The sequence below is a fragment of the Ensifer sp. Root31 genome, assembly GCF_001424825.1.
GTDB classification, from domain to species: Bacteria; Pseudomonadota; Alphaproteobacteria; order Rhizobiales; family Rhizobiaceae; genus Ensifer; species Ensifer canadensis.
Genome location: NZ_LMCO01000006.1, coordinates 117,317 through 138,874 on the forward strand (window position 1 = coordinate 117,317; position 21,558 = coordinate 138,874).

Sequence of the window (21,558 nt, forward strand, 5' to 3'; positions counted from 1 at the left end):
GCTGCCAATAAACCGAAATTGCGTAAGCGATTGCAGATGTAGATCGGGCAAGCGGCTGCTGATATAGAGGGGCCGTCCGCGGCAGATAGCGCTATTGGAGCAATCCTTCACGGTATTATATCGTAAACTGCGTCAAGGGGCAGTCGTATGAAAGTTGTCATTCTTGCGGGTGGCTACGGGACCCGCATCTCGGAAGAGAGCCATCTGCGCCCGAAGCCGATGATCGAGATCGGCGGGCGGCCGATCCTCTGGCACATCATGAAGATCTATAGCCACTATGGCTTCTCGGACTTCGTCATCTGCCTCGGTTACCGTGGCTATATGATCAAGGAGTACTTCTCCAACTACATCCTCCACTCATCCGACGTGACCTATGACATGGCGACGGGTGAAACGCTGTTTCACTCCAACAAGGCTGAACCTTGGCGCGTGACACTGGTAGATACGGGCACGGAATCGATGACCGGTGGACGGCTGAAGCGCGTGGCGGACCACTTGGGTGATACGTTCTGCCTGACCTATGGGGACGGCGTTGCCGATGTCGATATCAAGGCGCTGACCGACTTTCATCTTCGCCACGGCAGAGAAGCAACGGTTACCAGCGTCATGCCGCCGGGGCGTTACGGTGCGCTGGCGACCCATGACGGCGAGGTGCGAAGCTTCACGGAAAAGCCGGCCGGCGACAACGGCCGCATCAATGGCGGCTTCTTCGTGCTGAACCGAAGCGTTCTCGATCGCATCGAGGGCGACAGCACGTCCTTCGAGGGCAAGCCACTGGAGGGCCTTGCCAGAGACCGGCAACTGATGGCCTTCCCCCACGATGGCTTCTGGCGACCGATGGATACCCTGCGCGACAAGACCCAACTCGAAGAGCTCTGGCAGCAGGGCTCGGCGCCGTGGAAAATCTGGGCATGAGCCGCCTGGCAAACCGGAACTTCTGGGCGGGCAAGCGCATCTTTCTAACCGGGCATACCGGGTTCAAGGGAAGCTGGGCGCAGCTGTGGCTCAGGCAAATGGGTGCCGACGTCACCGGCTATGCGCTGGCGCCGCTCGCCGAGCCGTCGTTGCACACCCTTTTGCGACAGGCTGACGGCAAGGAGCATCTCGGCGACATCCGCAACGCCGATGCGCTCGCGGCCGCGGTGCAAAAGAGCAATCCCGAGATCATCCTGCACATGGCGGCACAGCCGCTGGTGCGAGAAAGCTACAGAACCCCTGCCGAAACATTCGATGTCAATGTCATGGGCACCGTGCGCCTGCTCGAGGCAGCACGCATTGCTCCGGCATTGAAGGCAATCGTCGTGGTCACGACCGACAAGGTCTACCGCAACGACGAAAGCGGAAGGCACTTTCCCGAAGATGCGACGCTCGGCGGGCACGATCCCTATTCCGGCTCCAAGGCCGCCTGTGAACTGGTCGTCTCGACTTGGCGTGATGCCTTCCTGCGTGAGCGCGGCATCCGGGTAGCGACAGCACGCGGCGGCAACGTGCTCGGTGGCGGCGATTTTTCGACCGACCGACTGGTGCCCGACATTGTCCGCGCTGCTCTGTCCGGCAAGGCGCTCGATATTCGCAGCCCCATGGCGACGAGGCCGTGGCAGCATGTGCTTGACTGCCTCAACGGCTATTTCGTCTATGCCGAAGCGCTCTATGCCGGCGAGACTGCCGTTGATGCCCTGAACTTCGGCCCCTCGCCTGCCGAGCGTCAGATCCCCGTCCGTGACGTCGCCTCAGCGGTCCAGGCCGCGATGGGCCTGCCGCCGCAATGGCGCGATGTTTCCTCGACCGACCAGCCGCGGGAAATGCAGACGCTCGGGCTCGATCCGGCGCTTGCCGCCATGACTCTCTCTTGGGCCTCCCGACTTTCGCAAGACGAAGCGATCGCGTGGACGGCAAACTGGTACGACGGTTGGCGCAAGGGCGGCGACGCTCGCGCTCTGACGCTCGACCAGATCGACGCATTCATGAAAGGCTGACGACCCAATGTCCCACAACTGCCGCTTCTGCTCGACCCCGCTTAAGACCGTCGTCGCCGATCTGGGATCGACCCCCTGGTCCAACTCCTTCCTGGAGCCGACCGAGGAAGCGATCGCGCGTGAACGCGCCTTCCCGCTAAAGGCAATGGTCTGTTCCGAGTGCCTGCTCGTTCAGACGACGGAAACCGTGCCGGCCGATGAAATCTTCACCGATGGCTATGCCTATCTCTCCTCCTTTTCGAGCAGCTGGCTCGATCACGCCCGTCGCTACGCCGATGCCATGACCGAGCGCTTCCAGCTCGATGGAGCCTCGCAGGTGGTGGAGATCGCGTCCAATGACGGCTACCTGCTGCAATATTTCGTCGCCAAGGATATTCCGGTTCTGGGCATCGAGCCCGCAGCCAACGCGGCCAAGATCGCCGAGACCCGCAACGTTCCGACCGAGGTCGCCTTTTTCGGCCGGAAGACGGCAACGGACCTGGTTGCCCGCGGCATCCGTGCGGACCTGACTGCCGCCAACAATGTGCTGGCGCACGTGCCCGACATCGCCGATTTCGTCGCCGGCTTTGCAATTCTGCTGAAGCCGGATGGCGTCGCAACATTCGAGTTTCCGCATCTGCTGCGCCTGATGGAAGGCGTCCAGTTCGACACGATCTATCACGAACACTATTCCTATCTCTCACTGGCGGCGGTTGAACGCATTTTTGCAGCATCCGGCCTGAAGGTCTTCGATGTGGAAGAGTTGCCGACCCACGGCGGCTCGCTACGGGTTTTCGCCCAGACCGAAACCGGCACGCGCCCGGCGACGGAGCGCCTGGCATCGATACGTGCGAGCGAAGAGGCCGCTGGCCTCACGCAGATGGAGACCTACGCGAAATTCGATACGCGCATCGCCGCTGTCTGCCAGGGATTCCGTGACTTCCTCGCTCTCGCCAAATCCGAGGGCAAGACGGTCGCTGCCTATGGTGCAGCCGCGAAGGGCAATACCTTCCTCAATGTCTGCGGCGTGAAGCCCGGCGAGATCGCCTTTGCGGTCGATCGCAACGACCTCAAGCAGGGCAAGCTTTTGCCCGGCACCCACATCCCGGTGCATGCGCCGAGCCACCTGGAGGTGGCCAAGCCGGACTATCTCGTTATCCTTCCCTGGAACCTGACCGACGAGATCGTCGCTGACAATGCCACCATCCGCGCCTGGGGCGGTCGTTTCGTCGTCGCCATACCATTCGTCCGCTTGATCTAGGCCAACTCTTCATCAAAATCCGCGATAACGGCGAAGGAAACGGCATCGGGCAGGAGCACAATGTCCAGGATCGATCTTTGCATTGTCGCAACCAGGCGACCGGAGTTGCTTTCAGCAACGCTGAACAGCTTCCGTGAAAAGGTCCTATGCCGTTTTGATGTGGGGATCGCCCATCTCAATCTCGATCCCGTCTTCGGCTCGCCGGAGGATCATGCCGCCTGCGTCGACATCGTTCGCGGCCATTTCCCCGACGCGACGATCTCCGAACCGCAGCATCCGGGTTTTTGCGCCGCAGTCGCAAGAGTATGGGCCGCGACCACGTCGGACTATGTCTTCCATCTGGAAGACGACTGGGTCGCGCTGCGCGACGTGGGCGAGGATCTGCTGGCCCCCTTTGCCGATCCGTCGATCATGCAGGTGTCGTTTCACACCGCCGATCAGAACTGGGATATCCGCCGAAAAGGGCACTTCCATCAGCGAAACGAGTATGGCCGCCTGCTTGGGATCAAGATCCCGCTCTTCCGCACCTTCCCGAAATTCACGACCTCGCCATCTATCCTGCGCGGGACGTTCGCGCGCCGCTGCGCCGAGATGATGGACTTGTCGCGCGACCCGGAGAAGCAGTTCTATTCCGGCGTCAACCCGGCATTGGAAGGCTACGTCGCAGGCTACCGCAACTACATCTTCTCGCCGGAAAGAAAGCCGGTCATTCGCGACATGGGACGCGAGTGGCGCGAGCAGCGCAACATCCGCAAGGTCATTGCCAACGCCACATCGATCTGGGAGAAGGCAAGCTAACGCCTTATTTTTCTTCCAAAATCGGAATCGGTTGCGGGAGAAATCAATGCCACGTGCTTAAAGGCGCCATGGCGTCCATATGTGACGCGCGCTCCTCGTCGCGCGCTGCGCGCCTCAACGAGAGGCCCAACTATTCCAGGGTCCTTGGACCACAGTCGGGCCCTGTCAGGCCCAACTGTGCAACCCTTGAAGTCAGGCAGCGGCACCCTTGCGCTGGAAGCCCTTGCTCGCAACCATCAGGTTGCGCGTGTACTCTTCGCCGATCCGCCCGGCGACAAGATCCGCCGAGGACAGGCGTTCGACCACCCGTCCGTTCTGCATCACCGCCAGGCGGTCGCACATGTGCGTGACGACGCCGAGGTCGTGGCTGACCATGATGAAGGTGAGCTTTCGGTCGCGTCGAACCTGTTCGAGCAGGTTCAGGACCTCGGCCTGCACGGAGGCGTCGAGCGCCGAAGTCGGCTCATCGAGAAGCAGGATCGAGGGCTCGAGGATCAGCGCCCGGGCAATGGCAATGCGCTGGCGCTGGCCGCCGGACAGCTGATGCGGGTAGCGGAAGCGGAAGCCCGAGCCGAGGCCGACTTCATCGAGCGCCTTCAGAATGCGGCGTTCGCCATCGGCAACGCCGTGAATGGCGAGAGGTTCGAGCAATTGGCGGTCGATCGTCTGGCGCGGATGCAGCGAACCATAGGGGTCCTGGAACACCATCTGCACGTCGCGATAAAACGCCTTGTCCCGGCGGTTGCCGATCAGAACCCGGTCATGCACGCGGACCTTGCCTGACGTCACCGGCGCAAGGCCGGCGACCGCGCGAAGCAAGGTCGACTTGCCCGAACCGGATTCACCGACGAGCCCGAAGGATTCACCGGGCGCGACGTCGATGCTGACGTCGTCCAGCGCCTTGAACTCGTCATAGGTGACGACAAGATTTTCGACGGATACGGTGGCGGTCGTCATAGGGCCCACTCCGGTTTGCGATCAAGAACCGGCAGGGGATGGCGATCGGAACCGATCGCCGGCATGCAGTTCAACAGGCCCTGGGTATAGGGATGTTTGGCGTTTGCGAGGTCGGAAGCGGCCAGTTCCTCGACGATCTTTCCGGCATACATGACGATGACGCGGTCGCAGAACGACGACACCAGCCGCAGGTCGTGCGAAACAAAGATCAGGCCCATGCCGCGATCGGCGACCAGCTTGTCGAGGATCGACAACACTTCGAGCTGGACCGTCACGTCGAGCGCCGAAGTCGGTTCGTCGGCGATCAGAAGTTCCGGGCCAGCCACCAGCATCATCGCGATCATCGCGCGCTGCCCCATGCCACCCGAGACTTCGTGCGGGTAGAGATCATAGACGCGCCCGGGATCACGGATCTGCACGGCCTCCAGCATGTCAAGCGCCCGCTCACGCGCTTCCGCGCGGCTGACGCTCTCATGGCGTTTGAGGGTCTCGACAATCTGCCGGCCGATGCTCATCACCGGGTTCAGCGAGTATTTCGGGTCCTGCAGGATCATGGCGATGCGCTTGCCGCGCAAATCCCGACGCACCTTCGGCGCGGCCGAAAGCAGGTCGATGCCTTCGAAGGAAAGCGTCTTGGCCGTGACCCGCGCATGCGCCGGCGTCAGACCCATGATCGCCCGCCCCGTCTGCGACTTGCCGGAGCCGCTCTCGCCGACAATGCCGAGGCGCTCGCGGCCGAGCGTGAACGAGACCCCGCGCACGGCCTCAACCACCCCTGTGCGGGTTGGAAACGAGACCTTCAGGTCGTCAACGGTCAGAAGCGGGTTCATTGTCCGCTCTCCCGCGGGTCGAGCGCGTCGCGCAGGCCGTCGCCAAGCAAGTTGAAGCCGAGGCTGACGATCAGGATCGCGACGCCGGGCATGGTGGCAACCCACCACTGGTCGAGGATGAAGCGGCGACCGGATGCGATCATCGCGCCCCATTCCGGCAGCGGCGGCTGTGCGCCGAGGCCGAGGAAGCCGAGGCCCGCGGCCGTCAGGATGATGCCGGCCATGTCGAGTGTGACGCGCACGATCAGCGACGACATGCACATCGGCATCACATGCCGGAAGACGATGCGGGTCGGCGACGCGCCCATCAGTTGCACCGCGGCGATGTAGTCGGAATTGCGCACCGTCAGCGTCTCGGCGCGCGCAATGCGGGCATAGGGTGGCCAGGAGGTAATGGCGATGGCGATGACGGCATTCTCGATGCCCGGGCCAAGCGCTGCCACGAAAGCGAGAGCCAGAACCAGCTTCGGAAAGGCGAGGAAGATATCGGTGATGCGCATCAGCACCGCATCGACCCATCCGCCGGCATAGCCAGCGACCGCGCCGACGATGAGGCCGACGGGTGCGGCGATGATCGCGACCAAAAGCACGACGGCAAGCGTCAGCCGCGAGCCGTGGATGAGCCGAGAGAGAATGTCTCTTCCGAGATCATCGGTGCCGAGCAGATAACCCTGGGTGCCGGGCGGCAGCAAGCGGGCATTGGCGAGGTCGCCGATATAGGGCGAATGCGGTGCCAGCACGTTGGCGAAAGCGGCGACGAACACCAATGCCAGCAGGATCAACAGGCCGAGAACGGCCAGCTTGTTGGCGGAAAAGCGCTGCCAGGTCATGTAGGCGCGGCCGAGGCGCGCCTGGGTGCGCGATTGCGGCCGGTCGGACAACAGCCATTCGCGGCGTGTCATCGGGCGTGTTTCAGTGACGGTGCTCATCGCTGGCGCGTCCTTGGGTCAAGCGTCCGATAGAGAAGATCGGACAGCAGATTGATGCCGATGAAGACCGAACCGATGACGATGGTGCCACCGAGAACGGCATTCATGTCGGCATTCTGCAGCGAATTGGTGATGTAGAGGCCAAGGCCCGGCCAGGCGAAGACGGTTTCGGTCAAGACCGAACCTTCGAGCAGCCCGGCATAGGAAAGCGCAATCACGGTCACGAGCGGCACGGCGGCATTTCGCAGCGCATGGCCCCAGATGATGCGGGATTCCGAGAGCCCCTTGGCGCGGGCGGCAACGATGTATTCCTGCTGCAACTCATTGAGCATGAAGCTGCGCGTCATGCGGCTGATATAGGCCAGCGAGAAATAACCGAGCAGCGATGCCGGCAGGATGATGTGGCGGAAGACGTCCCACAGCACATCCCACTGACGTTGCCAGAGCGCGTCGAACAGGTAGAAGCCGGTGATCGGCGTGAAGGTGTATTCGAAAACGATATCGATACGGCCGGGATAGGCGACCCACTTCAGCCGGGCGTAGAACACGAGGAGCGACAGCAGCGCCAGCCAGAAGATCGGCACGGAATAGCCGACAAGGCCGATAATGCGCACGATCTGGTCGGCGATGCTGCCGCGCTTGACGGCAGCGAGAACACCGAGCGGCACGCCGAAGATGGCGCCGAGCAGGGTGCCGAGCGTCGCAAGCTCCATGGTCGCCGGGAACACGCGGCGGATATCGGTCATCACAGGGTTGGTCGTCAGCACTGAAATACCGAAGTCGCCGGTCAGCGCCTGGCGCACATAGATCAAGAATTGTTGGTACAGGGGCAGGTTCAGCCCCATCGCCTCGCGCGTCCTTTCGACGACATGCGTCGGCGCCCGGTCGCCGAGGACGGCGAGCACCGGGTCGATCGGGATCACCCGGCCGATGAAGAAGGTCACGGCCAGAAGGCCGAGATAGGTGGTGACGACGATCACGAGGAAGCGCAACACGGCGCCCATGATCTTCGCCGGACGGGCGCGTCGGCGCCCGCCCATCCGTTCTGTTCCGCTCATGCTCAAGGGAACTATCCTTTCGGGTTATTCCTTCGAGATGCCAGCAACGAAGTTGGTGTCGAAGCTCGGGCCGAGCTTCAGGCCCTTGACGTTGCCGCGGTAGCCGGCAACTTCGGTCTGCTGGAAGATGATCACGAACGGGCTTTCGCCGAGAACGGTCTTCTGCAGTTCCTTGTAGGTTTCCGCACGCTTGGCGCTGTCACGCTCGAGCAGGGCATCCTTGGTCTTCTTCGTCAGTTCCGGAACGTCCCAGGCATTGCGCCAGGCAAGCGTCTTGTTCTTGCCTTCGTCGGAGTTGTCCGGGTTGCTGGTGAAGGTTTCGGCATTCGAGTTCGGGTCGAAATAGTCCATGCCCCACTGACCGATATACATGTCGTGGTTGCGGGCACGGTACTTCGTCAGCGTCTGCTTGCCGTCGCCGGGGATGATCTCCAGCTTCACGCCGGCCTGGCCGAGTGTCTGCTGGAAGGATTCGGCAATGCCGGTGACCGGCTGGCCGTTGCGCACGTCCATGGTGACGGTGAAGCCGTCAGCGAGACCGGCCTTGGCCAAGAGTTCCTTCGCCTTGGCGACGTCGAACTTGTAGGGGTTCTCGTCGAGGGCACCCAGCACGCCCTTCGGCAGGAAGCTCTGGTGGATCTCGCCGATGCCCTTGATGATCGTCGAGCCGATCGCATCGTAATCGACCAGATACTTGAAGGCCTCGCGCACCTCGGGCTTGGCAAGGTTGGCATTCTTCTGGTTGAGGCTGATGTAATAGACCGTGCCCTTCGGCGCATTGGTCGTGCCGAGGTCGGCATTCTTCGCAACGGCGTCGAAATCGCCCGGCTCCAGGTTGCGCGCGATGTCGATGTCGCCGGCTTCCAGCGCCAGGCGCTGGCCCGAGCTTTCCTTCATGTGACGATAGATGACGCGGGCGAGCTTGGCCTGTTCGCCATAGTAGTTGTCGTTGCGCTCGAGAACGATGACTTCGTTGGCGCGCCATTCGCGCAGCTTGAACGGACCCGAACCGGCATAGCCGGTCTTCAGCCATTCGTTGCCGAAGTCGTTGTCGTACTTGTAGTCATCCGTTGGCGTGACCGGCTTGACGTTTTCGAGCACCAGCTTCTTGTCGAGCACGGCACCAACGGTCGCCGTCAGGCAGTTCAAGACAAAGCTCGGCGCATAGGGTTGGTCGACGGTGAAGACGAAGGTCGTATCGTCTGCGGCCTTGGCCTTTTCCGTCACGTTGTCGCCGGTAAGGCCGAACTGGGTGAGGATGAAGGCGGGGCTCTTGTCGAGCTTGACAGCGCGCTCGAACGACCAGGCGACATCAGCAGCGGTTACCGGGTTGCCGGAGGCGAACTTCAGGCCGGACTTCAGCTTGAACGTATAGGTCAGACCATCATCGGAAACCGTCCAGCTGTCGGCGAGATCGCCGACAATCTTGGTGGTGTCGTTGATGTCGAGGCGCACCAGCATGCTGTAGGTGTTGCCGGTGATTTCGGCCGCGGTCAGCTCGAAGGCTTCGCCCGGATCCATGGAAATAACGTCGTCGATCGCAAAGGCTTCGACCAGCGTGTCCTTCGGCGTTTCGGCAAAGGCCGGTGCGGTCGCGGCCATCACCATGGCCAGCGCTGCCGAAGCGGTCAGAAGACGAAGACGTCCATTGAGCTTGTGCATCATTTTTTTGCAGTTCCCTCGTTTGTGCCCTTTGGGGGCTCTTCTTCATGGATCAGGCGGCCTCGTGCCAAGCCTGCCCCAGAACTCTCAGCCAGTTCTCCCGGCATATCTTTGCCAGTTCGGCGTCACCATATCCGGCGCCACTAAGCGCGGCAACGAGCTTCTGGCTGCCCGCAGCGTCGGCGATGTCTTCCGGTATCGTCGCGCCGTCGAAGTCCGAACCGAGCCCGACGCAGTCGATGCCCATGCGCTCGACCATGTAGTCGATGTGGCGGACCATATCGGAAAGCGGTGTCGCCGCATTTTCCTGCGCGTCGGCGCGCAGCATCGTGGTTGCGTAGTTGAGGCCGACGAGCCCCTTGCTCTCGCTGACGGCATCCAGCTGCTTGTCTGTGAGATTACGCGCAACCGCCGTCAGTGCATGGGCGTTCGAATGGCTGACAACCAGCGGCTGGTCGCTCGTCTTGGCGACATCCCAGAAGCCCTTCTCGGTGATGTGGGCGAGATCGATCAGGATGCCCAAGCGGTTGCACGCCTTCACCAGTTCGAAGCCGGCCTCGGTCAGGCCAGGCGCCGTATCGGGCGACATCGGGAAGGCAAAGGGCACGCCGTGGGCAAAGACGTTGTGGCGGCTCCACACCGGTCCAAGCGAACGCAGGCCAGCGGCGTAGAAGGTTTCGAGTGCGGACAGATCGGCACCAATGGCTTCGCAGCCTTCCATGTGCAGAACGGATGCAAAAGTGCCCTGCCCGGCTGCATCGCGGATCTCCGCCGTCGACCGGCAAAGCTTCCAGGCACCGGCGCGGTCGAGACGAACCGCAATATCGGCCATCTCGACGGCAACGCCGAGCGACGGCAAATGCTCGAGCGGTGCCGAGAGCGGCGTGACATAGTGGCCGTTCTCGTCCGGCCCCGCCAGCACCAGATCGCCGGAGGGCACGTAGATGGCGCAGAGACCGCCAATGAGACCGCCGGCTTTCGAACGTGGCGCATCGATATGCCCCTTATCGGTACCCTCGACGAACTCGGCAACGGGGTCGCTTCCCTTGCGTGCGTTCTGCCACAGCCGCAGAAGCACGTCATTATGGCCATCGAAAACCGCCTGCATTCCGGATTTCCTTATGTTTTCAGGGAGATCAGATGAGGCATGCGATGCCGCACCGAAAGAAGGAAGATCGGATGCTATTGAAAGGTCAAACCCTTTTCAATGAATATCGAGGGGTTTTACCCAGGGCCGCCTGTCGCGAAATGTTGCATGTTTGCCGCACGTGCGACGCCAGAAAGGTCCCGAACAGGCCGAAAAGCTATTCCGAGGGCAGAAATCCTGCCATTTCTCAGGCAAGAGAATTGCCTGGTCCCGATGACGGATCGGCACGCCGCATGATGCGGCATTGGGGGTTTTGTTGCTGCGTTTGTTCTCTCTGGCTGGCCGACCGGGCCAAATCAGCCGCGTCGCCAGCATATTGTTCCTGGCATCCTTTCTCGCAGCCTGCGCCAGCCGGCCCGTCGGCGTGCTCGTTCCCTCGGGAACGGCCGGCGGCGCTTCGGAGGTCGACCTGCTGGTCGCCACCACCCGCGCGCCCTCTACTGAGCCGGGCGTGCTTTTCAGCGGTGAGCGCTCGGACGAACTCTCATTGACGGAAATCGTCGTCTCGATCCCGCCGGGCAAGAACCGCGAGGTCGGTCAGGTTCAATGGCCGAAGAAACTGCCGGCCAATCCCGAACGCGAGTTTTCAACGGTCAGCGTAACGCCGCTCAAGGGCAAGGATGATGCGCAGTCCTGGCTGAAGGGCAACCTGCCGAAAAGCCGGCGCGTGCTGATCTTCGTTCACGGTTTCAACAACCGTTATGAGGATGCGGTCTATCGTTATGCCCAGATCGTCCACGATTCAGGAACGGACGTCGCGCCGGTGATCTTCACCTGGCCGTCGCGCGCCAGCGTCTTCGACTACAATTACGACAAGGAAAGCACCAACTATTCCCGCGATGCGCTGGAAGATTTGCTGCGCCGCGCTTCCCGCGACCCGAAGGTCGGCGAAATCACCGTCATGGCCCACTCGATGGGATCCTGGGTCACGGTCGAGGCGCTCAGACAGATGGCAATCCGCGACGGCCGCATTGCACCGAAGATTACCGACGTCATTCTCGCCTCGCCGGATCTCGACGTCGACGTGTTCGGCAAGCAGATCCAGGCGATGGGCAAGGCACGGCCGAAATTCACGCTGTTCGTGTCACGCGACGACCGCGCGCTCAACCTCTCGCGCCGGATCTCCGGCAATATCGATCGGCTCGGGCAGATCGACCCGACGGTCGAGCCTTATCGCACCCAGCTGGAACAGGCCGGTATCACCGTTCTCGACCTGACGGCACTCAAGGGTGGCGACAAGCTGAATCATGGAAAATTCGCCGAAAGCCCTGAGGTTGTGCAACTGCTCGGCAACCGGCTGATCGCCGGGCAGACGGTGACCGATTCCGATGTCGGCCTCGGCGAACGCGTCGGCGCGGTGGCGCTGGGCACCGCCCAGACCGTCGGCAGTGCTGCCAGCATCGCGGTGTCCACGCCGATCATGATCTTCGACCCGCGTACCCGCGCCAACTACGGCAATCAGGTCCGTCGTCTTGGCCAATCAGTGGAAAATACCGTCGGCTCGACTGTTGCCCCCTGACGCCATGCCTTGTTGCACGGGCAAAGCCCGGTAGGCTATGATCTCCACGGCAACGGGAAAATGAAATGAATCTCAAGGAGTTCGCAGGCCGGCTGGGGCTATCTCAAACGACGGTCAGCCGCGCGCTCAGCGGCTATCCGGAAGTCAAGAAGGCGACGCGCGAACGGGTGCTGAAGGCGGCGGCCGAACTTGGTTACCGACCGAACACCAGCGCGCTTGGGCTTGCGACCGGACGCGTCGGCACCATCGGCATCGTCTTTCGCGGCGGCGGCGATTTCGGCCCGCACACCAGCGAGTTCATGGGTGGGCTCGGTAGCCGGCTGCAACAGGCCGACGTCGATATCCTGCTTTCAACCGTCGACAGTCGGGAAGCGGAGCTTGCGACCTATCGCCGGCTTGCAGCCAGCAAGCGCGTCGATGCGGTGATCCTGCATTCGCCCGCGGTCGACGATCCCCGCATCGCTCTGCTGACAGACCTGCGGCTGCCCTTCGTCCTGCACGGACGAACCGAGACGGCAGGCAATTTCGCCTTTCTCGACATCGACAATTACGGCGCGATCCGCCAGGCAACCGACCTACTGACCGCGCTCGGTCATCGCCGCATCGCGCTCGTCAACGGCCATCGCGGCTATACCTTTACCGAACACCGCCAGGATGGCTATGCGGCGGCGCTTGGCGCTCGCGGCATCGGCATCGATCCCAACCTGCTCGGCAACGGCGATTTCACCGACGAGATGGGCTTTCGCCTGATGCAGGGGTTTCTGGCTCAGGAGAACCGGCCGACGGCGGTGCTGGCCGGCTCGATGATGTCGGCACTCGGCGCCATGCGGGCAATCCGCAGCGCCGGAATGACGGTCGGCGAACATATCTCGCTGATCGCCCACGACGACGTCTTTCCGTATCTCAGCCCCGAGAACCTGATCCCAACGCTCACCACCACACGCTCGTCAATCCGCGCTGCGGGAACGCGGATCGCCGAAATGGTTCTGGATCTGCTTCAGGGCACGCCGGCCGCCGACCTCAACGAGGTCTGGCCGGTGGAGCTGGTCATGCGCAACTCCACCGCCCCGCCGGCCGGCTGAGGCGTTTATCAGACCGAGAGTTCGCGCCTTTCCGCCTCGGTCTCCATCGCCAGATCGAGCACCTTCTGCAGGTTTGCCGCATGGCGGAAGCCGGGCTCGACCGTCTTGGCATCCCGAACCGCGGCGACGAAGCGCTGGTAGTTGGTCGGCACCGTGCCGGCATCGACATCACGCCAGGTTGCCGTTTCAACATCCGTGCCGAGGCAGGCGCGAAGCGTCGAGCCATCGGGCGTATGAACCACTTCGAGCGCCCCCTTGTCGCCATGCAGCCGCAGCCGCAACTCGTTGAGATGGCCGGTGGCCCAGCGGCTGGCATGGATCACGCCCATGGCGCCGTTGCTGAACTCGGCCGTCATGACGAAGCTGTCATTGGCGTCGAGATCATATTCGCCGATGCGGTTGCCTGGCGCCTTGTCGAAGGTCTTCAGCCGCGCAAAGACCCGCTCAGCGTCGGTGCCGGCGCCATAACCGGCGAAGTCGAGGATATGGATGCCGACATCGCCGAGCACGCCGTTCGAGCCGTGGTTGGTCGACAGCCNCCGCTCAGCGTCGGTGCCGGCGCCATAACCGGCGAAGTCGAGGATATGGATGCCGACATCGCCGAGCACGCCGTTCGAGCCGTGGTTGGTCGACAGCCGCCAGAGCCATTGCGATTCCGTCGCCCAGTCGCCCCACGCCTTGGAGACGAGCCAGCTCTGCAGATAGGACGCCTCCAGATGGCGCAACTGGCCGACATCGCCGGCCAGCACCATCGCCCGCGCCTTTTGCAGCGGCGCGACRTTGCGATAGGTCAGRTTGACCATGGTCACCAGCCCCGATCGAGACGAGCCAGCTCTGCAGATAGGACGCCTCCAGATGGCGCAACTGGCCGACATCGCCGGCCAGCACCATCGCCCGCGCCTTTTGCAGCGGCGCGACGTTGCGATAGGTCAGATTGACCATGGTCACCAGCCCCGATCGCTCSGCGGCATCGGCCATTTCCGCCGCCTTGGCGTAGTTTTCCGCCAGCGGCTTTTCGCACAGCACATGTTTGCCGGCAGCAAGCAATGCCAGTGTCGTCGGGTGGTGCGCCTTGTCCGGCGTCACGTTCGTCGCCGCATCGAACTTGCCCCAGGCAATCGCTTCGTCGAGCGAGGTGAAGGTATTGGCTATGCCGTGTTTCTCGGCAAAGTCTTTGGCGCGCTTGGGGTCGACATCGACCGCKCCSACCATTTCCACGCCTTCGATCTGAGCGAAGGCTTGGGCATGGCTGTTGGCCATGCCGCCGGTTCCAACAACGAGAAGACGCATGATGCTCACCTGTAACCCGCTTCGCCGCGCTCGACGATCGGCTCCAGCGCCTTTTCGACCGGAACGTTCGGTGCGTCATGGATCGCCGTGTAGCGGTTGTCGGCGTTGTAGGCCCACTTGACCGARTTGCGCAGCACCTTCTGCACRTTGGCGTCGTGATAGGTCGGATAGGTCTCGTGACCCGGGCGGAAATAGAAGATGTTGCCGGCGCCCCGACGCCAGGTGAGACCCGAACGGAACACTTCACCGCCGGCAAACCAGGAGATGAACACCGTCTCCAGCGGTTCCGGCACGGAGAACTGCTCGCCATACATCTCTTCGTTCTCAAGCACGAAGTTCTCGCCGATCCCCTCGGCGATCGGATGACGCGGGTTGATCGCCCASAGMCGTTCACGCTCGCCGGCCTCGCGCCACTTCAATGCGCAGGGCGTGCCCATCAGCCGCTTGAAGATCTTGGAGAARTGGCCGGAATGCAGSACGATCAGGCCCATGCCTTCCCAGACGCGCTTGGCAACGCGCTCGACGACCTCGTCGCTGACGGCGCCGTGGTCCTTGTGCCCCCACCACAGAAGCACATCGGTCTTCGCCAGTCGCTCCTCGCTCAGGCCATGCTCCGGTTCCTGCAGCGTCGCCGTCGTYGCCTCGATCGAAACGTCCGTGTTCAGCGCCGCCGCGATGGTGTTGTGCATCCCGTTCGGATAGATGCTCCTGACCACCTCATTGGTCTGCTCATGGATATTCTCGCCCCATACGACTGTTTCCGGCACGGAGAACTGCTCGCCATACATCTCTTCGTTCTCAAGCACGAAGTTCTCGCCGATCCCCTCGGCGATCGGATGACGCGGGTTGATCGCCCASAGMCGTTCACGCTCGCCGGCCTCGCGCCACTTCAATGCGCAGGGCGTGCCCATCAGCCGCTTGAAGATCTTGGAGAARTGGCCGGAATGCAGSACGATCAGGCCCATGCCTTCCCAGACGCGCTTGGCAACGCGCTCGACGACCTCGTCGCTGACSGCRCCGTGGTCCTTGTGCCCCCACCACAGAAGCACATCGGTCTTCGCCAGTCGCTCCTCGCTCAGGCCATGCTCCGGTTCCTGCAGCGTCGCCGTCGTYGCCTCGATCGAAACGTCCGTGTTCAGCGCCGCCGCGATGGTGTTGTGCATCCCGTTCGGATAGATGCTCCTGACCACCTCATTGGTCTGCTCATGGATATTCTCGCCCCATACGACTGTTTTGATAGGCACGGTCATTCTCCCTGCGTGTTCGCCCGTCACGGGCATGTCGTCTTACGATTGATCGGGTCGCCATGAATTGGCGACCCCGAAGCTTAAGGCCGTCTCAGTGTTCACCAGGGCTTGTCAGGCGGCCCCTCTCATGGGCGCACGGCCCAGGGCCAGCCCCGACGCATCAAAGCGGTGAATGTTGTCGCCGACCGGCGAGATCTGTACGATCTCTCCCGGTTGGTGAAGCGAGGTGCCACCTTCCCGGACGATGACCGGTTCGGCGGAGCCGATATCGAGATAGATGTAGCTGTCGGACCCCAGCATCTCGGAATGCACCACCGTCCCGGACCATTTGCCGTCACCCGCCCTGATTTCCAGATGCTCGGCCCGGATGCCAATCGTGTGGGCGTCGTAGGGAGCAGCAAGAGCGCCCGAGAGGAAGTTCATCTTCGGCGAGCCGATAAAGCCGGCGACGAACACAGAATTCGGGCTCTCGTAGAGTTCGAGCGGCGTGCCGATCTGTTCGACCACGCCATCCCGTAGCACGCAAATGCGATCTGCCAATGTCATCGCCTCGACCTGATCATGCGTGACATAGACCATCGTCGTCTTGTGCATACTGCGATGCAGCTTGGCGATCTCGATCCGGGTCGCGACCCGAAGTGCCGCATCGAGATTGGAGAGCGGCTCGTCGAACAGGAAGACCTTGGGGTCGCGTACGATCGCGCGGCCGATCGCGACGCGCTGCCGCTGGCCACCGGAGAGCTGCCGGGGCAGTCGCTGTAGATAGGGTGTGAGCTGCAGCATCTCTGCCGCCGCTTCCACCCTCTTTTTGCAACTCTCCTTGTCCTTGCCCGCAAGCTGCATGCCGAAAGACATGTTCTCGAAGACCGTCATATGCGGGTAAAGCGCGTAGGACTGGAACACCATCGCAATGCCGCGCTTCGACGGCGTCAACTGGTTGACCACCTGCCCGTCGAAGGAAAGCGTGCCGCCCGTGATTTCCTCGAGCCCGGCAATCAAGCGCAGCAGCGTGGACTTGCCGCAGCCGGACGGTCCGACGAAGACCATGAACTCGCCGGCCCGGATATCCATGCTGACGCCCTTGATCACCTCGAAGGCGCCGAAGGACTTGCGCACGTTGCGCAATTGAAGCTCTGCCATGTTTTTCTCCCCTATCCTTTGACGCCGCCGGCCGTGAGCCCGGAAATGATCCGCCGCTGAAAGATCAAAACGAGGATCACCAGCGGCACGGTGACGATGATCGATGCGGCCATTATGTTGCCCCACGGAATTTCGTACTGGCTGTTGCCCGAAAGAAGCGCGATCGCGACCGGCACGGTGCGCTGGCTGTCTGAGGACGTGAAGGTCAGCGCAAACAGGAACTCGTTCCAGGCGGCGATGAAGGCGAGCAGGCCCGTCGTCACCAGCGCCGGCCACATCAGCGGCAGGAACACCCGGGTGATGATCACCCAGGGTGTGGCGCCATCGACGATCGCCGCTTCCTCGATCTCGATCGGCAGATCCCGCATGAAGGTGGTGAGCACCCAGACCGTGAAGGGCAGCGTGAAGATCATGTAGGAAAAGATCAGCGCCAGCGGCGTGTTGAAAAGCCCGACCGAGCGGATGAGTTCGAACAGACCGGCAAGCACGGCGATCTGCGGAAACATCGACACCGACAGGATCGTCAGAAGCAAAAGCCCGCGTCCGCGAAACCGCACCCGTGCCAGCGCATAGGCAGCGGTGACTGCGAGCAGCAGCGACACCGCGACGACGACGGTTGCGACCAGCAGGGAGTTGGCGAGGTTGCGCAGGAAGCCACTGCTCGAGACGATCCCTGCGTAGTTCTCGAAGGAGATCTCAGTCGGCCAGTAATCGACCCGAAAGAGCGCGGTTCCGGATTTAAAGCTCGTCAGGACCGCGTAATAGAACGGGAAGACGGCCATGATGATAATGGCGGCGACGAGGGCATAGAACGCCGTGCGTCTGGTAAGAGTGGCGATCATCAGCGCTCTCCTTCGAGATTGACCCGGCCGAACCACATGTAGGCGACGGTGATCGCCGCAATGATCAGGAACAGCATCGTCGAGGCGGTGGCGCCATAGGCGAACTTGTCGAAGTCGAACAGGTTTTCGCGCGCCAGTACCGACATGGTCTTGGTCTGCGCATTGTTGGGCGTCAGCACATAGATGAGATCGAAGATGCGCAGCGCATCGAGCATGCGGAAGATCACGGCGACCATCAGAGCGGGCCGGATCAGGGGCAGCGTCAGCCGCCAGAAGACCTTGACGGGATGGACCCCGTCGATTTTGGCCGCCTCGTAGATATCCGACGGCACCATCTGCAACCCGGCGAGGATCAGCAGCGCCATGAACGGTGTCGTCTTCCAGACGTCGACGATCAAAACCGCGACCATCGCGGTCTCCGGATTGGCCGTCCAGGCGATCTTCTGGCTGATCAGACCAAGGCCGAGCAGCAGGTCGTTGAGAATACCGAACTGGTCGTTGAGCATCCACGCCCACATCTTGGCGGAAACGATCGTCGGAATGGCCCACGGGATCAGGATCGCCGCCCGCACCAGCCCGCGCCCCGGGAAATGGGCGTTCAGCACCAGCGCCACAACCAGTCCCAACACCGTCTCAATGGTGACGGATAGCGCCGAGAATTTCAGCGTGTTCCAGACGGCGTTCCACCAGGCGGGATCGGCAAGCAGGCCGTTATAGACCGTGCGCCCGCTCTTCAGCGTGATCCAGCTCAGATAGTTCTTGAAGCCTACGAACTCGGCGCCCTCAAGGTTGGTCAGCGACGCATTGGTGAAGCTGAAATAGATGGTGCGCAGCAGCGGCCAGCCCGCCACCAACGCCAACACCAGCAAGGTCGGCGCGAGAAAGACCCAGGCGGAACGAATGCGCTGAGCATTGAGGTCGGAGCCGATTCTGGCACCACTCTCGAGTGTTCCAGGAGGCTCTGCGAGGGAAAGGTCGGTCATGTCTATACTCACCCTTGCCATTCGGCGCACGGCCGAGCGGTTGGCCTGAGAGGAACGGCGCCGCCAAGGCAATTCCGGGGAAAGTGTGAAACTGTTCTCTGTCCGGAATTTCCTGTATTCCAGCGCGCCGGAGTGGCTCGGTGGAGCGAGGGAAGGCCCTGAAGCACTTCCCTCGCCCCCGGGAGGATTACCAGCTGTCGCCCTTCATCTCCGTGAGTTCGACTTCGAGCAGTTCCAGGTTTTCTGCCGCCGTGCCGTTGCCGGACAGCGTGTTGTGAACGGCATTCCAGAACTTGGCGGAAACCTCGTTGTATTTGACCTTGGTGACCGCCGACGGCCGCGGCACGGCACTTTCGAAGATCGGCTTCCAGGCCGGCATGAACGGCTGTGCCTTGGCAATCTCCGCATCGTCGTAAAGAGCAGCAACCGTCGGAAGGTTAGAGAGCTGGATGGCCCGCTGCTTCTGCACCTCAGGCGATGCGAGGAACTTGACGAGAGAAATCGCCGCTTCCTGATCGTCGGAATATTTGGAGACGGCAAGGTTCCAGCCACCGAGCGTCGAGGACGGTTGATCGCCATCAGTCGCCGTCGGCAGCGGCGTGACGGCGAACTTGGCCTTCACCGCGCTGTCGTCACCATTGCCAAGCGCATAGGCATAGGGCCAGTTGCGCATGAAGACGGCGTTGCCGGTCTGCCAGACACCGCGCGATTCTTCTTCCTGATAGGCAAGCGCGCCTTGCGGCGAAATCGTGCCGATCCATCCCTTGATGCGGTCGATGGCTGCCGCCGCCTTCTCGTTGTTGATCGAGATTGTGCCGTCCGGCTCGACGATCTGGCCGCCACCTGAAGATTTGACCCATTCGAGCGCATTGCAGGTCAATCCTTCATAGGCGTTGCCCTGGAAGACGTAGCCCCAGAGGTCTGCCTGGCCGGCGGCGCGTTCCTTCTCCTGGATTTCCTTGGCGGTCGCCGCCAGTTCGTCCCAGGTCTTCGGCGGCGCCTTGCCGTATTTTTCCAAGAGGTCCTTGCGATAGTAGAGCGCCGGCGCATCGGTAAAGGCCGGCAGGGCCACCAGGCGGCCGTTGACGGTCTGCGAGGCAATGATCGACGGGAAGTGCTGACCGACGACATCCTTGGTCGCTTCGGTCAAGTCGACGAACTGGTCGGCGAGCTGCGGCGCCCAGACGACGTCGGTCTGGTAGACGTCGACGTCCTTGTTTCCGGCGGCAAGCCACAGACGGTACTGGCTGAACTGCTCGCTGCTCGACGGCGGCATGGTGACCAGGCTCACCTTGTGCCCGGTTTGCTTCTCGAAGACGTCGAGTTGCTCGCGGATGAAATTGACGTTCTTCCCGGTCGTGTTGGCCGCCAGCGAAAGCTCGGCGGCTACGACGACATCGGCTGCGGCGATGGCCGTGCAAAAACTCAAGGCGCTGAGAATGGCTCTCATGTCGGTTGACTCCTCCTGGTTCCCCTATGCCGCTCGAAAACTCCTCAGTAATTCGAAAGCGGTTTGGTTGGAAAAAGCTGCCAGAAGCAGAAAAATCTGTCAACCCTTTCGAGAAACCCCCTGCAAATACATGGGTACTCAGAATTTTATTATTATGATTCAATATATTGCCGAGTGCATGATCGTTTATGATGGAGACAAGCGGCAAATATGGATTTACGCATGTTCGGTCAAAATTTAAAACGCTTTGGTTATTTGCTCGCGAGGAGATGCATGTGGGAACGCGCCGACAATTGGATTGTTACCGGCGGTGAAGGCGTATATTCCTGCAGGATAATGAGGGCTGAGGATACGAGTATCGCATGAAGCTAAGGGAGTTCGCGCAACAACTGGGCCTTTCGCCGACGACAGTCAGCCGTGCTCTGAGCGGCTATCCCGAGGTCAGCGAGAAAACGCGAACAAGGGTGGCCGAGGAAGCCGCCCGCCTCGGCTATCGTCCGAACATCAATGCTGTGCGGCTCGTCACCGGGCGCGCCGGCGCCATCGGCGTCGTCATGGGGCGGTCCGGTGAATTCCACTTCTCCGAGTTCATGAGTGGCATGGCGGAGAGATTGGGAACCCAGGACATCGACATCCTGGTCAGCCCAATGGACGAGAAAGCCACCAAGGGCGAGATCCAACTCTACAGCCGGCTGGCCGTAAGCGGCCGGGTGGACGCCGTGATTGTGCATTCGCCGGAACCGAATGATGAACGCATCACCTTGCTGCACAGGCTCGGCATGCCCTTCCTGGTCCATGGCCGTTCCGAAACCGACGTGCCCCATGCCTGGCTCGATATCGACAATGAGGGCGCCATTCACCGTGCAACATCACATCTGCTCGATCTCGGGCACCGACGCATCGCGATGATCAATGGGCGCGAGGGCCGAACGTTCTCGCTTCATCGCGACAAGGGATACAGAGATGCATTGCAACAGCGAGGCATCCCGTTTGACCCGCGTCTCGTCGCCCACGGCAACTTTACCGACGAGCTTGGCTTCCGCTTCGCACGTTCCTTCCTCGAGCAGACCCCCCGCCCGACGGCGTTCGTCGCCGGCTCAATGATGACGGCACTTGGAGTATACCGGGCAGCGCGCTCCATCGGGCTCGAAATCGGACGCGATATCTCCGTGATCGCCCATGACGACGTCTTTCCCTATCTGACACCCGAGACCATGGTCCCCTCGCTCTCCGCCACTCGTTCGTCCATGCGCGCCGCCGGCGCGCGCACCGCCGATCTCGTGCTGCAACTGCTCGCCGGCAGACCCGCATCCGAGATCCACGAACTCTGGCCGGTCGAGCTTATTCTTCGTGAATCGACCACGCCCCTCCGCCAAAGCTAACAAGGAACGCTGGCCATCGGCTGCTA

General features: G+C 61.9%; 19 protein-coding genes and 2 pseudogenes. 7 read left to right on the forward strand and 14 right to left on the reverse strand.

Annotation, left to right across the window (positions count from 1 at the left end):
- The first annotated feature begins 147 nt into the window (after window positions 1-147).
- Genes rfbF through ASD00_RS07435 form a run of 4 tightly spaced genes read left to right on the forward strand, consistent with a single transcriptional unit; the run spans window position 148 to window position 4,014 of the window.
- Window positions 148-915 (forward strand): glucose-1-phosphate cytidylyltransferase, encoded by a 768-nt coding sequence (gene rfbF / locus ASD00_RS07420; protein ID WP_025428066.1) that lies wholly within the window; start codon window positions 148-150, stop codon window positions 913-915.
- Window positions 912-1,976: a CDP-glucose 4,6-dehydratase gene (gene rfbG / locus ASD00_RS07425; protein ID WP_025428067.1), complete on the forward strand. Its 1,065-nt coding sequence runs from the start codon at window positions 912-914 to the stop codon at window positions 1,974-1,976. Before rfbF ends, rfbG begins: the two co-directional genes overlap by 4 nt.
- Window positions 1,977-1,983: 7 nt before the next feature.
- On the forward strand, window positions 1,984-3,216 hold the full coding sequence (locus tag ASD00_RS07430) for a class I SAM-dependent methyltransferase (protein ID WP_025428068.1): 1,233 nt from the start codon (window positions 1,984-1,986) through the stop codon (window positions 3,214-3,216).
- A gap of 60 nt (window positions 3,217-3,276) precedes the next feature.
- A complete protein-coding gene (locus ASD00_RS07435; protein WP_038576354.1) occupies window positions 3,277-4,014 on the forward strand; it encodes a hypothetical protein in 738 nt (245 codons plus the stop codon).
- A 192-nt stretch (window positions 4,015-4,206) separates the two neighbouring features.
- Here the strand turns inward: ASD00_RS07435 and ASD00_RS07440 are convergent, their stop codons facing one another.
- From ASD00_RS07440 to ASD00_RS07465, 6 genes are read right to left on the reverse strand one after another with little or no spacing between them, the layout of a single operon-like run.
- Window positions 4,207-4,971 (reverse strand): ABC transporter ATP-binding protein, encoded by a 765-nt coding sequence (locus tag ASD00_RS07440; RefSeq protein ID WP_025428070.1) that lies wholly within the window; start codon window positions 4,969-4,971, stop codon window positions 4,207-4,209.
- On the reverse strand, window positions 4,968-5,801 hold the full coding sequence (locus ASD00_RS07445; RefSeq protein ID WP_025428071.1) for an ABC transporter ATP-binding protein: 834 nt from the start codon (window positions 5,799-5,801) through the stop codon (window positions 4,968-4,970). Before ASD00_RS07445 ends, ASD00_RS07440 begins: the two co-directional genes overlap by 4 nt.
- Window positions 5,798-6,730 carry a nickel transporter permease gene (gene nikC, locus ASD00_RS07450; protein WP_025428072.1) on the reverse strand — a complete coding sequence of 311 codons (933 nt, stop codon included), beginning with the start codon at window positions 6,728-6,730 and terminating at the stop codon, window positions 5,798-5,800. The genes ASD00_RS07445 and nikC overlap by 4 nt, the downstream gene beginning before the upstream one ends.
- On the reverse strand, window positions 6,727-7,770 hold the full coding sequence (locus tag ASD00_RS07455) for an ABC transporter permease (protein ID WP_025428073.1): 1,044 nt from the start codon (window positions 7,768-7,770) through the stop codon (window positions 6,727-6,729). The genes nikC and ASD00_RS07455 overlap by 4 nt, the downstream gene beginning before the upstream one ends.
- Window positions 7,771-7,812: 42 nt before the next feature.
- Window positions 7,813-9,453: an ABC transporter substrate-binding protein gene (locus ASD00_RS07460; RefSeq protein WP_057205798.1), complete on the reverse strand. Its 1,641-nt coding sequence runs from the start codon at window positions 9,451-9,453 to the stop codon at window positions 7,813-7,815.
- Window positions 9,454-9,502: 49 nt separating this feature from the next.
- Window positions 9,503-10,558 carry a dipeptidase gene (locus tag ASD00_RS07465; protein ID WP_057205801.1) on the reverse strand — a complete coding sequence of 352 codons (1,056 nt, stop codon included), beginning with the start codon at window positions 10,556-10,558 and terminating at the stop codon, window positions 9,503-9,505.
- 334 nt (window positions 10,559-10,892) lie between these two features.
- On the opposite strand from ASD00_RS07465, the gene ASD00_RS07470 reads away from it, so the two are divergent.
- Both ASD00_RS07470 and ASD00_RS07475 read left to right on the forward strand, forming a co-directional pair.
- On the forward strand, window positions 10,893-12,116 hold the full coding sequence (locus ASD00_RS07470) for an alpha/beta hydrolase (RefSeq protein WP_239637579.1): 1,224 nt from the start codon (window positions 10,893-10,895) through the stop codon (window positions 12,114-12,116).
- Between the two features lie 65 nt (window positions 12,117-12,181).
- Complete coding sequence (locus ASD00_RS07475; protein WP_025428077.1) at window positions 12,182-13,198, forward strand: substrate-binding domain-containing protein; 1,017 nt, start codon at window positions 12,182-12,184, stop codon at window positions 13,196-13,198.
- A gap of 8 nt (window positions 13,199-13,206) precedes the next feature.
- On the opposite strand, the gene ASD00_RS40730 is transcribed toward ASD00_RS07475, so the two are convergent.
- The 8 genes and pseudogenes from ASD00_RS40730 to ASD00_RS07515 all read right to left on the reverse strand — a co-directional run.
- The coding region (locus tag ASD00_RS40730) for a Gfo/Idh/MocA family oxidoreductase (RefSeq protein WP_162249718.1) at window positions 13,207-13,736 on the reverse strand (530 nt) is incomplete at its 5' end.
- Window positions 13,737-14,017: 281 nt separating this feature from the next.
- Window positions 14,018-14,488 (reverse strand): annotated as a pseudogene (locus tag ASD00_RS39805) (Gfo/Idh/MocA family oxidoreductase); the annotation flags it as partial.
- A 5-nt stretch (window positions 14,489-14,493) separates the two neighbouring features.
- Window positions 14,494-15,255 carry a ThuA domain-containing protein gene (locus ASD00_RS39810; protein WP_244496029.1) on the reverse strand — a complete coding sequence of 254 codons (762 nt, stop codon included), beginning with the start codon at window positions 15,253-15,255 and terminating at the stop codon, window positions 14,494-14,496.
- Window positions 15,247-15,732 (reverse strand): annotated as a pseudogene (locus ASD00_RS41530) (ThuA domain-containing protein); the annotation flags it as partial. The pseudogene ASD00_RS41530 and the gene ASD00_RS39810, both read right to left, overlap by 9 nt.
- A gap of 114 nt (window positions 15,733-15,846) precedes the next feature.
- A complete protein-coding gene (locus ASD00_RS07500; protein WP_057205805.1) occupies window positions 15,847-16,875 on the reverse strand; it encodes an ABC transporter ATP-binding protein in 1,029 nt (342 codons plus the stop codon).
- An 11-nt stretch (window positions 16,876-16,886) separates the two neighbouring features.
- Window positions 16,887-17,717, reverse strand: a complete 831-nt coding sequence (locus tag ASD00_RS07505) for a carbohydrate ABC transporter permease (protein ID WP_057205807.1) — start codon at window positions 17,715-17,717, stop codon at window positions 16,887-16,889.
- A complete protein-coding gene (locus tag ASD00_RS07510) occupies window positions 17,717-18,700 on the reverse strand; it encodes a sugar ABC transporter permease (RefSeq protein ID WP_057205809.1) in 984 nt (327 codons plus the stop codon). The genes ASD00_RS07505 and ASD00_RS07510 overlap by 1 nt, the downstream gene beginning before the upstream one ends.
- A gap of 187 nt (window positions 18,701-18,887) precedes the next feature.
- On the reverse strand, window positions 18,888-20,150 hold the full coding sequence (locus ASD00_RS07515; RefSeq protein WP_057205811.1) for an ABC transporter substrate-binding protein: 1,263 nt from the start codon (window positions 20,148-20,150) through the stop codon (window positions 18,888-18,890).
- Between the two features lie 362 nt (window positions 20,151-20,512).
- On the opposite strand from ASD00_RS07515, the gene ASD00_RS07525 reads away from it, so the two are divergent.
- Complete coding sequence (locus ASD00_RS07525) at window positions 20,513-21,532, forward strand: substrate-binding domain-containing protein (protein ID WP_025429608.1); 1,020 nt, start codon at window positions 20,513-20,515, stop codon at window positions 21,530-21,532.
- Window positions 21,533-21,558 lie beyond the last annotated feature (26 nt).